We start from the raw sequence: 15,538 nt of genomic DNA on the forward strand, positions 1-15,538 counted from the left end.
CATTCCTCTCCGGCGCCTGCGAGGTGAGCTGTCGGGTTCGGGCTGGAGATGCCCGGCCGCACGCGTGCGGCTTCACCCCGAGCCGGCGCGAGAAGATCGCGTCCGGCGGCTTACCTGGTTCCCCCGCTCCTGCCGCACGAGTGGTCGGGTGCGGTTTCCGGGAGGCGGCAGGATTCGGCGTTCCACCCGGATCGACGGCGACGGTAATCCAGCGCCCTCAGACGGAACAAGCCGCGAATTCCCGTGGGGAATCACCCGGATGAATGATCGACGGAATTCCCGTCACACTCCGTCTATTGCGGACGTGTAACAGCCAGCACCACAGCGGAATTCGGGATTCCATCGCAGCCACGGACGGTCACCGTATGATCTGCCTCACGAGGAGGTCGCACATCTGCCGCCTCATTGCGGTAACTTGACGCCAAGTAGTGCAATTCGGACATGTCCCCCGAGCCGCCAGGAGCCCCCACGTGACCCAGCAGATACCCCAGGCGCCGTCGACCGAGCCGGAGCTGACCGGCGTGCGCAACTTCCGCGATGTGGGCGGACTTCCGACCACGGATGGACGGAGGGTGCGAACGGGGCGTCTGTTCCGAAGCGGACATCTGGCACATGCCACCGATACCGATGCGCACTACCTCGCATCGCTCGGACTGCACACCGTCTTCGACTTCCGCAACGCCGCCGACAAGGCGCTGGAGGGCCCCGACGTCGAGCTGCCGGGCGTGCGCAACGTCAACATCCCGCTCTCCGACCCCGCCGACGGCGCGGAGTTCTGGAAGATGGTCCGCGACGGCGACCTCGCCCAGCTGGAGGAGGTCCTGGGCGACGGCCGGGCCGCGGCGCGCATGTCCGCCTCGTACCGCAAAATGATCAAGGAGCGGACGGCCGAGCACAGCCGGGTGGTGCACGCCCTCGCCGAGGACAGCGTCCCCGCGCTGATGCACTGCGCGGCCGGCAAGGACCGGGCCGGCCTGTCCATCGCGGTCACCCTGCTCGCGCTCGGCGTGGAGCGCGGGGCCATCGTCACGGACTACCTGGAGTCGAACGCCCCGCACCGCCGCTACCGCGTCCGCCGCGGCAGCGACGCCCCCGAGGCCCGCTCCGCCGAGGTGATGGCGCTGCTCGGCCCGCTCTTCGACGCGCGGGCCGAGTACCTGGAGGCGGCCTTCGCCACCATCGACGAGGTCTGGGGCGGGGTCGACGGCTACCTGGCCGAGGGGCTGGCGCTGGGCCCCGACACCCTGGACCGGCTGCGCGAGCGCCTGCTGGACTGACGCCCCGCCAGAACGCGACGGACCCGCACGCGGACACGCGTGCGGGTCCGTGCCGCCGCTCAGCGCCCCGCGACCGCCTGCTTCACCAGCGTCCGCCCGAAGTCCCACATCAGCGAGCCGCCGCCGTGGGCCTCGTCCATCACGTCCCGGAAGGCGGCGACGAACCGCTCCACGTCCGCCTCGTCGATCACCAGCGGCGGAATGAGCTTGATCACTTCCAGGTGGTCGCCGGAGACCTGCGTCAGGATCCGGTGCTTCTGCAGCAGCGGGACGACCACCATCTGAGCGAAGAGTCCCTTGCGGGCCGCCTGGAGCATCGTCCACCGGCTGCGCAGCCCCAGCGACGAGGGCCGGCCGAACTCGATGCCGATCATCAGCCCGCGGCCGCGGACCTCGTGCAGCAGCTCGTACTCGCCCACCATGGCCGCGAGCCGGCCGCGCAGCAGGTCGCCCGTCGCCCGCGCGTGCGCCACCAGCCCCTCGTCGTCCATCACCGAGAGCACCGCGAGCCCGGCCGCCATCGCCTGCGCGTTGGACCCGAAGCTGGCCGAGTGCACCAGCACCCGGTCCATGGACGAGTAGACCTTCTTGAAGATCCAGTCCTTGCCGAGGGTGGCGCCCACCGGCACGTACCCGCCGGAGAGCGCCTTGGCCACGCACACCAGGTCGGGCTCGACGCCCGCCTCGTGCTGGTACGCGTAGAAGTCGCCGGTCCGGCCGAGGCCGGTCTGCACCTCGTCGGCGATCAGCAGGGCCTTGTGCCGGTGCAGCAGCTCCTGCGCGGCCCGCAGGTAGCCGGGCGGCGCCGGGTACACCCCCTTGCCCTGGACCGGCTCGACGATCAGGGCGGCCACGTCCCCGTGGCGCAGCTCCCGCTCCAGGGCGCCGAGGTCCCCGAGCGGCACCGCGGTGTCGGGCAGCAGCGGGGCGAACCCGTCGCGGAAGCCGTTCTCGCCGTTGACCGAGAGGGAGCCGGCGGTCAGGCCGTGGAAGGCGTGGGCGCAGTACAGCACCCTGGGCCGGCCGGTGGCGTAGCGGGCGAACTTCAGCGCCGTCTCCACGGCCTCGGTGCCGCTGTTGCCGAAGAAGACCCGGTCCAGGTGGGGGCTGTACGAGAGCAGCCGCTCGGCCAGCAGCCCGGGCAGCGGCTGGCAGTCGAAGCGGGTGAGGTCGGCGAGCGAGGCGTCGAGCACGTCGTGCAGCGCCTTGCGGACCACCGGGTGGTGCCGGCCCAGGCCCATCACGCCGAAGCCGGCCAGCATGTCGAGGTGGTCGTGGCCTTCGGCGTCCCAGAAGTGGGCGCCCTCGGCCCGCTCGTAGACCTTGTCGAAGCCGATGGTGTGCAGCATCCGGGGCAGCTGGTGGTTGAGGTGGCGGGCGTGCAGTTCGTACCGCTCCCCGCCGCGTTCGGCCAGCAGCCGGCCGAGGTCGAAGCCCTTCCCCGCGGCCGTGGGGTCCTCTGTCATGCGGTGTTCTCCTCCTCGGGCGCGCCGGCCTGGCCGCGGAGCGCCGCCGCGGTCCCGTCGCGCTGTTCCTGGCCCCCCAGGGCGCGGGCGATGCCCCCGGCGATCTCGACCGGGGTCAGCCCGATGTCGGCGAGCACCTCGCCGCGTTTGGCGTGCGCGAGGAACCGCTCGGGGATCCCGAAGGACCGCAGCGGTACGTCGGTCCCCGCGTCGCGCAGCTGCTGGGCGACGGCCCAGCCCACGCCCCCGGTGCGGCTGTTGTCCTCGACCACGGCGACCAGCCGGTGCCGGGCGGCCAGCGGTACGAGGGCCTCGTCGAGCGGCTTGACCCAGCGCGGGTCCACCACGGTGCAGGAGATGCCCCGGGCGGCGAGCAGCTCGGCGGCGCCGAGGCAGACCGGGGCCATCACGCCCGCGGAGACGATCAGCACGTCCTCCCGGCCGGGTCCGGCGCGCAGCAGCAGGTCCATGCCGCCGACCCGGCCGGCCGCGGGCACCGGGGCTCCGACGGCCTCCTTGGGGAAGCGGAGCACGGTCGGCGCGTCGGAGACTTCGAGGGCCTCGCGCAGCTGGGCGCGGAGCTGGTCGGCGTCGCGCGGGGCGGCGATGCGCAGGCCGGGGACGACCTGGAGGACCGACAGGTCCCACATGCCGTTGTGGGAGGGGCCGTCGGTGCCGGTGACGCCGGCCCGGTCCAGGACGAAGGTGACGCCGCACCGGTGGAGGGCCACGTCCATCAGGACCTGGTCGAAGGCCCGGTTGAGGAAGGTGGCGTAGACGGCGACGACCGGGTGGAGTCCGCCGGCGGCGAGGCCGGCGGCCGAGGTGGCGGCGTGCTGCTCGGCGATGCCGACGTCCCAGACGCGGTCGGGGAAGCGGGCGGCGAACTCGGTGAAGCCGACGGGGTGGAGCATCGCCGCGGTGACGGCGACCACGTCGGGGCGTTCGGCCCCGATCCGGGCCAGTTCGTCGCCGAAGACGGAGGTCCAGGAGGGTGCCGGGGTCTCCAGCGGCAGGCCGGTGCCGGGGTCGATGACGCCGACGGTGTGGAAGCGGTCGGCCTCGTCGGCCAGGGCGGGGGGACAGCCGCGGCCCTTCTCGGTGATGCAGTGCACGAGGACCGGGCCGCGGAATCGTTTGGCCCGGTGCAGCGCGGCCTCCAGCGCCCCGGTGTCGTGCCCGTCGACCGGGCCGATGTACTTCAGGCCCAGGTCCTCGAACAGGCCCTGGGGCGCGAAGGCGTCCTTGAAGCCCTTCTTCGCGCCGTGCAGGCTCCCGTAGAGCGGCTTGCCGACGACGGGCGTGCGCTCCAGCAGGTCCCGGCCCCGGGCCAGGAGCCGCTCGTAGCCGTCGGCGGTGCGCAGGGCGGCCAGGTGGCCGGCGAGGCCGCCGATGGTGGGGCCGTAGCTGCGCTCGTTGTCGTTGACGACGATCACGAGGGGGCGGTCGGCGGCCGCGATGTTGTTGAGCGCCTCCCAGGCCATGCCCCCGGTGAGGGCGCCGTCGCCGGTGACGGCGACGACGTGGCCGGGGCCGCCGCGCAGCTGCCGGGCCTTGGCGAGGCCGTCGGCCCAGCCGAGGACGGTGGAGGCGTGCGAGTTCTCGATGACGTCGTGCTCGGATTCCTCGCGGGACGGATATCCGGAGAGGCCGCCCTTTCCGCGGAGTTTCGAGAAGTCCTGACGGCCGGTGAGCAGTTTGTGCACGTAACTCTGGTGGCCGGTGTCCCAGAGAATGCGGTCCACCGGCGAATCGAACACGCGGTGCAGGGCCATGGTCAGTTCGACCACGCCGAGATTGGGTCCGAGGTGGCCGCCGGTCCTGGCGACCGCGTGGATCAGGAATTCCCGGATTTCACCGGCGAGTTCGGCCAGGAGTTCGCCGGGAACCGCTTTCAGATCGTGCGGTCCCCGGATCCCTTCGAGAATCGACATGCTGGTCCCCCTGGTGATCGTGTGCCGCTCCTCAGTCGCGGTTGCCCGAGACGGTCTCGCGGGCGGCGCGCAGGGACTCCTTGAGGGAGCCCATGGTGGCCAGGACGGCGGTCGGCTCGTAGCCGCAGTGCGCCATGCAGTTGGCGCACCGGGGGTCCTTGCCCCGGCCGTACTTGTCCCAGTCGGTGTCCTCGATGAGCTCGCGGTACGTGGGCACGTAGCCGTCGCTCATCAGGTAGCAGGGCCGCTGCCAGCCGAAGAGGGAGTAGTTGGGGATGGCCCAGGCCGTGCAGGGGAAGTCCGCCTTGCCCTCCAGGAAGTCGAGGAAGAGCGGCGAGTGGTTGAGCCGCCAGCGGCGCCGGTTGCCGCCCGCGAAGGCCTTCCGGAACAGCTCGCGGGTCTGCTCGACGCCGAGGAAGTGCTCCTGGTCGGGCGCCTTCTCGTAGGCGTAGGCGGGCGAGATCATCATCTCGTCGACCCGGAGGTCGTCGTTGAGGAAGTTGAGGACCTCGATGACGGTCTGGGGGGTGTCCGTGTTGAAGAAGGTCGAGTTGGTGGTGACGCGGAAGCCCCGGCGCTTGGCCTCCTTGATGGCCGCCACGGCCTCGTCGAAGACGCCTTCCTTGGCGACGGACTCGTCGTGCCGCTCGCGGAGGCCGTCGATGTGCACGGCGAAGGCGAAGTACGGCGAGGGGCGGAAGTTCTCGATCTTCTTGCGCAGCAGCAGCGCGTTGGTGCACAGGAAGACGTACTTCCGCTTGGCCACCAGCTGCCGGACGATCTCGTGGATCTGGGGGTGCATCAGCGGCTCGCCGCCCGCGATGGAGACCATCGGGGCGCCCGACTCCAGCACGGCGCCGACCGCCTGGGCCACCGGCATCCGCTGCTTGAGCACACCCGCCGGGTGCTGGATCTTGCCGCAGCCCTCGCATTTCAGGTTGCAGGCGTAGAGCGGCTCCAGCTCGACGATGAGCGGGAACTTCTCACGCTTGCGGAGCTTCTGTTCGAAGAGATAGGTCCCGACCCTGATGGACTGTCGCAGCGGCATGGCCATCTGGCTCACCTCCTGGGGAGCAGCGAAGAACGGTGCCAGTCATGGAAAACGGGAAGGACGGCACGAAGGACACGGAAGGCCGATATTCCACCGCGTACCGTGCCGATTCGGACGAGCTCATGCTCCGGAGCGTCCACGATCACCCGGACGGCCGCAACCGGGCGCCGTCCGGGGGTGTACGGGGCCGGGTGCGCCGGATGCCCGGCCGGGGCATCCGGGCCGGGCGGTGCGTGGACCGCCGTCCACAGCGTGGCGGCGGACTCCATGTCCACCGCGATGGCCCCGGCGGCCTGCAGTTCGGCGCGCTCGGGGCCGCGCACGACGTGGTCGGAGCCGGTCAGCACTCCGGTGTGGACCGTGCGGCCGGGCACGGCCCCGGCCAGGGCCTCGGCGAGTGCGGCGGTGCCGTCGCAGACGACGTCGCCTCTGGGGTCGCGGGTGCGTTCCGCGACCACCAGGTCGCCGGGGTGCATGCCGGGCAGCAGCCCGGCGCAGAACCCGGTGGCCACCACGGCCGCCCCCGCCATGCCGGGCCGGGCGAGGGCACGGCCCACCGCCCGCTCGGCCGCCAGGGGGCCCATGCCGGTCCGGAGGACGGTGAGCGGGCCGTCCGCCCCGCGGCGCGCGCCGCCGCGCAGCGCGAGGCGCTCGATGCCGAGCGCACAGGCGACCAGCAGCGGGGGCACCGGACCGGGGTCCGCCGCGTGGGGTCCCGGGCCGGACCTGCCGCCGGCCATCAGGCCCCGCCGTCCACGACCGGTGCGGCGCGCGGCGGCACGCCCTCGCCCGGCACGGGGGCCGCCGCCCCCGCCGGCCGCTCCCCGCCGGAGGCGGTCCCGCTCGCGGTCCCGTCGGCCCGCACCGCGGTGCGGGCGCCCGGACCGCCGGGGGCGAACGGTTCTCCGTACAGGTAGCGGCCGAGCGCGGTGAGCGGGAAGACCTGCCGGTACAGGTGGTAGTTGATGGAGAAGTCCCAGGGGAAGCCGGTGCCGGTGAAGTGCGGCTCGTCCCAGGAGCCGTCCGGACGCTGCGTACCGGTCAGGAAGGCGACGCCGCGCTCGACGGCCCTGCCGTCCCGCTCCCCCGCCGCCAGCAGCGCGAGCAGCGCCCAGGCCGTCTGCGAGGCGGTGGACTCGCCGCGGCCGGCCCAGCTCCTGTCGTGGTACGAGCGCTGGTCCTCGCCCCAGCCGCCGTCCTCGTTCTGTACGGACTCCAGCCAGCCGACCGCCCGGCGCACCGCCGGATGGCCGGGCGCGATCCCGGCGGCGACGAGCGCGGGGACCACGGAGCCGGTCCCGTACACGTAGTTGGTGCCCCAGCGGCCGAACCAGGAGCCGTCCGGCTCCTGCTCCGCGAGCAGCCACTCGACCCCGCGCCGGGTGCGCGGGTGCTGGCCCCGGCCCTCGACGGCCAGCATCTCCACCACGTGGGCGGTGACGTCGGCCGAGGGCGGGTCCACGACCTCGCCGAAGTCGCAGAAGGGCAGCCGGTTGGGGAAGGGGCTGGTGTTGTCGGCGTCGAAGGCGCCCCAGCCGCCGTTCTTCGACTGCATGCCGAGGTTCCAGCTGACGCCCCGCCGGATGGCGCCCTCGACGCGGGCGGGCTGCGGGTGCCGGATCCGGCGCAGCGCCAGGACCACCTCGGCGGTGTCGTCGATGTCGGGGTAGTTGTCGTTGTGGAACTCGAAGGCCCAGCCGCCGGGGGCGAGGCCGGGGCGGCGCACGGTCCAGTCGCCGGGCCGCGCGATCTCCTCGTCCAGCATCCAGTCGGCGGCCTTGACCAGCGCCGGGTGGTCCGGGGGCAGGCCGGCGTCGGCGAGCGCGATGGCGGCCAGGCAGGTGTCCCAGACGGGCGACTGGCAGGCCTCGATCATGCGGGCGCCGTCCTCGCGCCAGACGGCGAACCGGTCCAGGGACTCCAGTCCGGCCTTCATGACCGGGTGCTCCAGGTCGTAGCCGAGGAGGTGGAGGGCGATGACGGAGTAGACGGCGGGGGGCTGGATGCCGCCCCAGCAGCCGTCGTTCTCCTGGCGTTCGATGATCCAGCGGGCGGCGGTGTTCATGGCCGCCCGGCGCAGTCTGCGGGGCGCGAGGCGGTGGTAGACGTGGAGGGCCTTGTCCATCCGCTGGAAGAAGCCGTCCCAGGTGGTGACCGGGTCGAGGGGCCGCGGCGGGTTGGGGTTCCGGGCGTCGGCGTGCAGCTCGTCGAGCGTGAAGGGGGCGGGGCGCACCGGCCGCTTGGCGGAGACCACGGTGAGCGGGACGATCGTCTGCCGGGCCCAGCAGCCGAAGTCGTAGATGTTGAGCGGGAACCAGGGCGGCAGGTAGATCAGCTCGGGGGGCAGCTCGGGCAGGTCCTCCCAGCGCCACCAGCCGAACAGGGCGAGCCAGATCCTGGTGAACACGCGGGCCCGGGCGATGCCGCCGTTGGCGCGGATCCAGGCGGAGGCGCGGGCCATGTGCGGCGCGTCGGGGGCGTCTCCGGCCAACCGGAGGGCGACGTACGCCTCGACGGTGGCGGACAGCTCGGACGGGCCGCCGTGGAAGGTGGCCCAGGTGCCGTCCGGGCGCTGTTCGCCCCGGATGAAGAGCGCGGCGGCCCGGGTGGTGGGCTCGTCCCTGATGCCGAGGAACTGGCGCAGCAGCAGGTCCTCGGCGTCCATGGTGACGTTGGTCTCCAGGTCGCCCTTCCACCAGCCGGCCGGGTCCTGCCGGGCGAGCAGGTGCCCGGTGGCCCGCTCGACGGCCTCGCGCACCACCGCCGGTGCGGCCCGGTCCGCAGGCCCGACCGCGGACCCTCCCGCGGCCCCGTCCGGATGCCCGTCCGCCGGCCGGTCCGGATGCCCGTCCGGATGCCCGTCCGCCGGCCCGTCCGGACCGGGTCCGGCGCCCGCGGCGGGGGCGGGCGCGCCGACCCGTGCCGCGTCGCTCGTGCTGGCCGCTTCGGCGCCCCGCCCCGCCGGGCCGGCGCCTCCGTCGGTCGTCGCTGTCATGGCTTCCCCTTCGTGCAGTGTCCTCTGCTGTGCTGGGGTGCGCCGTCGGCCGGCACCGGGTCAAGAGCAGGTGGCGCCGGCCGGCGACTCGCGATTCATCTCCCGGAGGTGATCATCTCTTGCGTACGACGACGAAGTCCGCCAGCGCCACGAGCTGATCGCGGACCTTCTGCTCCATCTGCACCTCGTCGAGGGCGGCGACGGCGATCGCGTGCTGGCGCCGGGCCTCCTCCTCGGTCCAGCGGCGGCCGCCGGCCTCCTCGATGAGGGCGGCGCGGGCGGCGAACTCCTCCTCGGAGAAGCTGTCGAGGTCGCTGCTCTTGGCGTCGGCGGCGAGCAGCTCGCCGAGCCGCTCGGAGGCCGGGCCGCCGGCGGCGAGGGCCGCGACCACGGGCAGGGACTTCTTGCGCTGGCGCAGGTCGCTCCAGGTCTGCTTGCCGGTGGACTCGGGGTCGCCCCAGATGCCGAGCAGGTCGTCCACGGCCTGGAAGGCGAGGCCCAGGTGGTAGCCGTACTCCTCCAGCTTGTCGGCGGTGCGGTCGTCGGCGCCGCCGAGCACCGCGCCGATCGAGACCGCGCAGGCCAGCAGGGCGCCGGTCTTGTTGCCCTCCATCTCCAGGCACTCCGCGACGCTGACGCGCTCGCGGTGCTCGTAGGAGATGTCCTGGGCCTGGCCGTCGATGAGCTTGCGGGTGGCGGTGGTCAGGCGGCGGGTGGCGCGGCCGGCCTCGACCGTGCCGATCTCCAGCAGGATCTCGTTGGCCAGCGCGAAGAGGGCGTCGCCGACGAGGATGGCCTGGGCCGGGCCGTGCACCTTCCAGACGGTGTCGCGGTGGCGTCGCTGCTCGTCGCCGTCCATCAGGTCGTCGTGCAGCAGCGAGAAGTTGTGGACGAGCTCCACGGCCACGGCGCCGGGGATGCCGACCTCGGCCGCGGCGCCCGCGGCCTCCGCGGAGATGAGCGCGAGCGCGGGGCGCACCGCCTTGCCGCCGTCGCCGGCCGACGGGCGGCCCTCGGCGTCGATCCACCCGAAGTGGTAGGCCGCGACGGTGTCCATGGGCGGTGCGAGCCGGTCGACGGCCGCGCGCAGTACGGGCGTGGACAGCTCGCGTCCGCGCTCCAGCAGCGCGATCACGTCCGTCCGCTCCGCGTTCCCTGCGCGGGCGTTCTCGACAGCCGGGTTCCCCGGGTTCACTGGCTCTCCTCTTGTTCCTGTACGTGACGTGCTCGTCGTGCTGATCGTCATGCCGCGCTCCTGCCGGAGGTGCCTCCGGCGCTGCCGGAAGGGGGGGTCCCCCCGGCGCAGCCAGGGGGAAGTTCATGGTGGCGGCCCAGCTCGGTGAGCGCCGTGTGCGCCGCGCCGACGCCGCTGCGCACGGCGCCCTCCATCGTCGCGGGCCACCCGGTGGCGGTCCACGCGCCGGCCAGGTGGATGCCGGGGGCCTTGGTGCGGGGGCCGGGGCGCAGCCGTCCGACGCCGGGGGTGGGGGCGAAGGTCGCGGTGCGCTCCCGGGTGACGAAGAAGTCCCGTACCTTCGCGCCGCGCGCGGCCGGCAGCAGGCGCTCCAGTTCGGGGAGGTACTTGCGGCGCAGGACGGAGACGGGTTCGTCGATGTCGTCCTGGGCGGCGGACTGGGACAGGGCCAGGTACTGGCCGCCGTCGGTGAGCCCGGAGGCGTCGGTGCGGTCGAAGACCCACTGGACGGGGGTGCCGAGGGCCGCGAAGAAGGGCTGCCGGAGGACCTTGCGGTCGTATACGACGTGCACGTTGAGGATGGGCGCGGTGCCGATGTCGAGGAGGGTGTCGGCGTCGTCGAGTGCGCCGTGCGGCAGCAGGGCGTGCGCCTCTCGCTGCGGTACGGCGAGCACGACGGTGCCGGCCTCCAGGGCGCCGGCCTCGGTGACGACCCGCCAGTTCCCGTCCTGGGTACGGGAGATGCCGCCGACGCGGGAGCGCAGCTCGGTGGTGACCCCGGCGGAGTCGAGGGCCTTGCGGGCCAGGGTGTCGTGGAGCTCGCCGAGCGGCACGTGGGCCCAGCCGATGTCGGCGGCGCCCGGTTCGGTGAGCAGCGCGGTCTTGAAGACCATCGCGGCCAGGCCCAGGGAGGAGCGGTCGGCGGTGGCGTTGAGGGTGGCGATGCCGATGAGGTCCCACAGGGCCTCGACGCTGCGCGCGGACTGCCCGTACCGGCCGAGCCAGGTGGCGAAGTCCACGCCGTCCAGGGCCGGGTCGTCCGGGTCGAGGGAGCGCAGGGCGAGGGCGGCGCGGCCGACCGCGGCGCGCTCGCGCAGGCTGAGGTGCGGATACGTGGCCAGGGAGCGGCCGAGGTGCAGGGGGACGGGGAGAGCGGTGCGGCGCAGCCGGCCGAGCCGGGGGCCCTTGGGGTGGGCGACGTCGAGGACGGGCACGTCGAGCCGGTCCTGGAGGGGGGCGAGGTGGGCGCCGCCGACGCGGTCGAGGAACCACCGGTAGGCGGTGCAGCAGCGCAGGTAGACGTGCTGGCCGTTGTCGACGGTCAGTTCGCCGCGCTTGAAGGAGAAGGCGAGGCCGCCGAGGCGCGGGCGGCCTTCGAGGAGGGTGACCTCCAGCCCGGCGTCGGCGAGTTCGAGCGCGGCGGTGACGCCGGCGAGGCCGCCGCCGACGACGACGGCACGGTTGTCGCTCACGCGTCCTCCCCTCCCGCCGTGGGCGGTACGGTCCGGCCGGTGCGCGGCGTGGCCGCGGTCGTGCCGGACGTACGCGAAGACGCCGCGGCCGGGCGGCCGGTTGCCCGGGCGGCCGCACGGCCGGCCCGCACGTGTGCGCGAACCGGGGCGGCGGGCCCGTGGGCGGCGCCCCGGGGCGGGGACTGCACGGTGGGGTACGTCACGGTCAGGCCCGCCTCCTCGTGCGCTGGCGTGAGATGGTCCGCGCGTCGAGGCCGGAGAGGCCGCGCACGGCGACGTAGGCCTTCTCGCGGCCGGGCAGCGAGACGCGGCCGCGCAGGACGGCCGCCGGGTCGCGCTCGATGCGGTCGAGGAGACGGCGGTAGATGCCGGCCATGGCCGCCACGCAGGCGCCGCTGCGCCGGTCGAGCATGGGCAGCAGCCGGTAGCCCTCGGCGAACAGGGCGCGGGCGCGCCGCACTTCGTGGTGGACCAGGCCCGGGAAGTCGGAGCCGGCGGGGGCGCGGTCCGAGCCGAAGCCCTCCGCGCAGCCGAACTTGGCGAGGTCCTCGGCGGGCAGGTAGGTGCGGCCGTTGCCGGCGTCCTCGCGAACGTCCCGGAGGATGTTGGTGAGTTGGAGCGCGAGGCCGAGGGTGTCGGCGTACTCGGCGGCGCGTGCGGCGTCGGGCGCGCCGGGCTGGGTGCCGAACACGCCCAGCGAGAGGCGGCCGATGGCTCCGGCGACGCACCGGCAGTAGGCCTTGAGGTCGTCCCAGGTCTCGTACGTCTCGCCGCGGACGTCCATGAGCACGCCGTCGATCAGCTCGTCGAGGCCGCCCAGCGGGATGGGGAAGCGGCGGGCGGCGTGGGCGAGGGCGACGGCGACCGGGTCGGTGTCGTCCTCGTCGACCGCGCCGTCGCGGATCCGGCCGAGCAGCGCCCGGGTGTCCTCCAGGCGCGCGAGCTTCGCCTCGGGCGCGAGCGTGCCGTCGCCGATGTCGTCGACCCGCCGGGAGAAGGCGTACAGGGCCGACATGGCCTGGCGCTTCTCGGTGGGCAGCAGCCGGATGCCGTAGGCGAAGTTGCGCGCCTGGGTACCGGTCACGGCCTCGCAGTAGCTGTACGCGGCGAGTACCGCTCCGGACGCGTGCGAGGTTCCCTCCACGGTCGGGCTCACCCCTCTCTCGGCGCAGTGCGCAGGACGGCGCCCACCTCGCGCACCAGGCGGAGCTTGGCGGGCTTGGGCGAACTGGACAGCACATCGAACCCCGCGTCGGCCACGGCGCACAGCGCGGCGCGTCCCCCGGCGACGAACCCGGCGAGCAGCAGCCGGAGCCTGCCGTGGACGCTGGCCACCAGCGGGGTGCCTTCGTCCAGCAGCCGGCGGGCGCGCTCGGCCTCGAAGGCGACGAGCGAGCGCACGGAGGCGCCGGCGGTGGGGCGGGCCAGGTCGGCCTCGGTGACGCGGAAGCGTTCCATGTCCTCGGCGGGGAGGTAGATGCGGTCGCGGCCGAGGTCCTCGGCGACGTCCTGGAGGTGCTCGACGATCTGGAGCGCGGTGCAGATCTCGTCGGAGCGGCGGATCCGCTCGGGGGTGCTGGTGCCGGTGAGGGACAGCACGAGCCGGCCCACGGGGTTGGCGGACAGCTCGCAGTAGGCGGCGAGCTCCTCGTACGTGGCGTAGCGGGTCACCCGCTGGTCCTGCCGGTTGGCCTCGATCAGCCCGAGGAACGGCTCGGGGGTCAGCCGGTGGCGGTCCACCACGGGCTGGAGGGCCCTGAGGAGCGGGTGCCGGGGGGTGCCGTCGAAGACGCGTCGCAGGTCCGCCTCGAAGGCGTCGAGCACGGCGAGGCGGTCGTCGGCGCGGTCGGGGGCGACGCCGAGGAGCGCGGCGTCGCGGCCGCCGGGGGCGAGGTCGCCGTCGCCGATGTCGTCGACGAGGCGGGCGTACCCGTAGACGGCCATGAGTCCCTCGCGCCAGGCGGCGGGGACGAAGAACGGGGCGACGGGGAAGTTCTCCTCCGTGGCCTTGCCGAGGGTGGCGCGGGTGTGAGCCGTGTCGGACGGGGGCCGGATGCCGGGCCCCGCGGTCACCGCCCGCCGCCCGGGGCGGGGACGGCTCGCGCGCCTGGGGGCCGGAGAATTCCCGTAGCCATTGCCGTCACATCTCCCGTTCTACACTGCCGATCCAAAACATCCTATTTCGGACACGCCGCCGGTCCGCCCGGCGAGGGCCACCGCTTACATGCGGGGAAACCGCCCCACTTGCCACGAATCAGCACCGGTACAGCTTACGTTGTACAACGCTTTTCGGCCCTGCCGGGTGTCCGTCCGGTGACCGAATGTCGCACGGCGGCCCCCGCCGCGGGCCGCGGCGGGGGCCGGTGGTGGTGCCGGAGTGACCGGTGGGGGCGGTGTCGTCAGGACACGGCCTAGCGGCCGGTCTCCTTCTCGTACGCCTTGACGACCTCGTCCGTGGGGCCGTCCATCAGCAGCTCGCCCTTCTCCAGCCAGAGCACGCGGTCGCAGGTGTCCCTGATCGACTTGTTGCTGTGGCTGACGAGGAAGACGGTGCCCGCCTCCTTGCGCAGTTCGCGGATCCGCTCCTCGGAGCGGATCTGGAAGCGGCGGTCACCGGTCGCCAGCGCCTCGTCGATCATCAGCACGTCGTGGTTCTTCGCCGCGGCGATCGAGAACCGCAGGCGCGCCGCCATGCCGGAGGAGTAGGTGCGCATCGGCAGGGTGATGAAGTCGCCCTTCTCGTTGATGCCCGAGAAGTCGACGATCCCCTGGTAGCGCTCCTTGATCTCCTCGCGGGACATGCCCATCGCGAGGCCGCCGAGCATCACGTTCCGCTCGCCGGTCAGGTCGTTCATCAGCGCCGCGTTCACGCCCAGCAGCGAGGGCTGGCCGTCGGTGTACACCTTGCCCGACTCGCACGGCAGCAGGCCGGCGATGGCGCGCAGCAGCGTCGACTTGCCGGAGCCGTTGGTGCCGATGAGGCCGATGGCCTCGCCCTTGTACGCGGTGAAGGAGACGCCGCGTACGGCGTGCACCTTGCGCACGCCCGGGGCGTCGCCCTGCTTCTTGCGGCGGAGTATCTTGCTCATCGCCGCCGTGGCGCTGCCCTTGCCGCCGCCGCCCGCGTTGACGCGGTAGACGACGTGGACGTTGTCCGCGATGACCGTGGGGACGGCCGCCCGGTTGTTCTCAGCCACGGCCGTAACGCTCCTCAGCCTTCCAGAAGTACACGAAGCCGCCGAGGCCGATCAGCACGGCCCAGCCGACCGCGAAGGCCCACACGTGCGGGGGCAGGTAGCTGGAGTCGTACCCGTCGATCAGGGCGAAGCGGATCAGGTCCATGTAGATGGCCGCGGGGTTCCACTGCAGGACGTCGGCGATCCAGGCCGGCTTGTCCTTCAGGTACACGCTGATGGAGAACATCACGCCGGACGCGTACATCCAGGTGCGCATGACGAACGGCATCAGCTGCGCCAGGTCCGGGGTCTTCGCGCCCGCCCGCGCCATGACCATCGCGAGCCCGGTGTTGAACACGAACTGCAGGAACAGCGCGGGGATCACCAGCAGCCAGGACAGCTGCGGGTAGTTGCCGAACGCCACGGCGACCGCGAAGACCACGATCATCGAGTACAGCAGCTGCTGGAGCTGCTGCAGCGAGAAGGAGATCGGCAGCGAGGCGCGCGGGAAGTGCAGCGCCCGCACCAGGCCCAGGTTGCCCGAGATCGCCCGGACGCCGGCCATCACCGAGCTCTGGGTGAACGTGAAGACGAAGATGCCCATCACCAGGAACGGGATGTACACGTCCTTGGGCATGTCCTTGCCCGCGTTCAGGATGAGCCCGAAGATCAGGTAGTAGACCAGCGCGTTGAGCAGCGGGGTCGCGACCTGCCAGATCTGGCCGAGCTTGGCCTGGCTGTACTGCGCCATCAGCTTCGCCCGCGAGAACGCGACGATGAAGTGGCGCCGGCCCCACAGCTGCCGGACGTACTCGACGAGCCCCGGTCGGGCACCGCTCACCGACAGGCCGTACTTCGCCGCGAGTTCCGCGGCGCTCAGCCCGGCGTCGGGAGACGGCGGCTTGCTCGTGGCGAGGGCGCCGTCATGGGTTGTGTCACTCACAAGTTGAAACTTTCGTCTTCAAGATGCGC

Annotated in this window: 11 protein-coding genes, 1 pseudogene and 1 riboswitch; of the genes and pseudogenes, 1 reads left to right on the forward strand and 11 read right to left on the reverse strand. The window is 73.0% G+C overall.

All coding sequences use genetic code 11. The features are described 5' to 3' along the window. Nucleotides 1-190, reverse strand: a riboswitch (cyclic di-AMP (ydaO/yuaA leader). Between the two features lie 280 nt (nucleotides 191-470). Next, entirely contained in the window at nucleotides 471-1,277 is an 807-nt protein-coding gene (locus ACIQUR_RS03060; protein WP_403657262.1) for a tyrosine-protein phosphatase, read from the forward strand. Nucleotides 1,278-1,336: 59 nt separating this feature from the next. Here the strand turns inward: ACIQUR_RS03060 and ACIQUR_RS03065 are convergent, their stop codons facing one another. The 11 genes and pseudogenes from ACIQUR_RS03065 to ACIQUR_RS03115 all read right to left on the reverse strand — a co-directional run bounded on the left by ACIQUR_RS03065 (nucleotide 1,337) and on the right by ACIQUR_RS03115 (nucleotide 15,509). Then, the gene (locus ACIQUR_RS03065; RefSeq protein WP_403657265.1) at nucleotides 1,337-2,743 is read right to left on the reverse strand and encodes an aspartate aminotransferase family protein; all 1,407 of its coding nucleotides are present in this window, start codon (nucleotides 2,741-2,743) and stop codon (nucleotides 1,337-1,339) included. Next, the gene (gene dxs / locus ACIQUR_RS03070) at nucleotides 2,740-4,677 is read right to left on the reverse strand and encodes a 1-deoxy-D-xylulose-5-phosphate synthase (RefSeq protein WP_403657269.1); all 1,938 of its coding nucleotides are present in this window, start codon (nucleotides 4,675-4,677) and stop codon (nucleotides 2,740-2,742) included. The genes ACIQUR_RS03065 and dxs overlap by 4 nt, the downstream gene beginning before the upstream one ends. A gap of 31 nt (nucleotides 4,678-4,708) precedes the next feature. Beyond that, entirely contained in the window at nucleotides 4,709-5,731 is a 1,023-nt protein-coding gene (hpnH, locus tag ACIQUR_RS03075; protein ID WP_403657272.1) for an adenosyl-hopene transferase HpnH, read from the reverse strand. A gap of 5 nt (nucleotides 5,732-5,736) precedes the next feature. Beyond that, nucleotides 5,737-6,468, reverse strand: a complete 732-nt coding sequence (locus ACIQUR_RS03080) for a 1-hydroxy-2-methyl-2-butenyl 4-diphosphate reductase (protein ID WP_403657275.1) — start codon at nucleotides 6,466-6,468, stop codon at nucleotides 5,737-5,739. Then, on the reverse strand, nucleotides 6,468-8,723 hold the full coding sequence (shc, locus tag ACIQUR_RS03085; RefSeq protein ID WP_403657278.1) for a squalene--hopene cyclase: 2,256 nt from the start codon (nucleotides 8,721-8,723) through the stop codon (nucleotides 6,468-6,470). Before shc ends, ACIQUR_RS03080 begins: the two co-directional genes overlap by 1 nt. Before the next feature lie 112 nt (nucleotides 8,724-8,835). After that, entirely contained in the window at nucleotides 8,836-9,918 is a 1,083-nt protein-coding gene (locus ACIQUR_RS03090) for a polyprenyl synthetase family protein (protein ID WP_403657281.1), read from the reverse strand. Between the two features lie 47 nt (nucleotides 9,919-9,965). Continuing rightward, nucleotides 9,966-11,447, reverse strand: a pseudogene (gene hpnE / locus ACIQUR_RS03095) (hydroxysqualene dehydroxylase HpnE); the annotation flags it as partial. Between the two features lie 148 nt (nucleotides 11,448-11,595). After that, nucleotides 11,596-12,546, reverse strand: coding sequence for a presqualene diphosphate synthase HpnD (gene hpnD, locus ACIQUR_RS03100; protein WP_403657284.1), 951 nt, complete (start codon nucleotides 12,544-12,546; stop codon nucleotides 11,596-11,598). Next, complete coding sequence (hpnC, locus tag ACIQUR_RS03105; protein ID WP_403657287.1) at nucleotides 12,543-13,463, reverse strand: squalene synthase HpnC; 921 nt, start codon at nucleotides 13,461-13,463, stop codon at nucleotides 12,543-12,545. The genes hpnD and hpnC overlap by 4 nt, the downstream gene beginning before the upstream one ends. A 338-nt stretch (nucleotides 13,464-13,801) precedes the next feature. Beyond that, the gene (locus ACIQUR_RS03110; protein ID WP_403657290.1) at nucleotides 13,802-14,587 is read right to left on the reverse strand and encodes an ABC transporter ATP-binding protein; all 786 of its coding nucleotides are present in this window, start codon (nucleotides 14,585-14,587) and stop codon (nucleotides 13,802-13,804) included. After that, nucleotides 14,580-15,509, reverse strand: a complete 930-nt coding sequence (locus ACIQUR_RS03115; RefSeq protein ID WP_403657294.1) for an ABC transporter permease — start codon at nucleotides 15,507-15,509, stop codon at nucleotides 14,580-14,582. Before ACIQUR_RS03115 ends, ACIQUR_RS03110 begins: the two co-directional genes overlap by 8 nt. Nucleotides 15,510-15,538: the final 29 nt, after the last annotated feature.

The sequence above is a fragment of the Streptomyces sp. NPDC101132 genome (assembly GCF_044759225.1).
GTDB lineage: Bacteria > Actinomycetota > Actinomycetes > Streptomycetales > Streptomycetaceae > Streptomyces.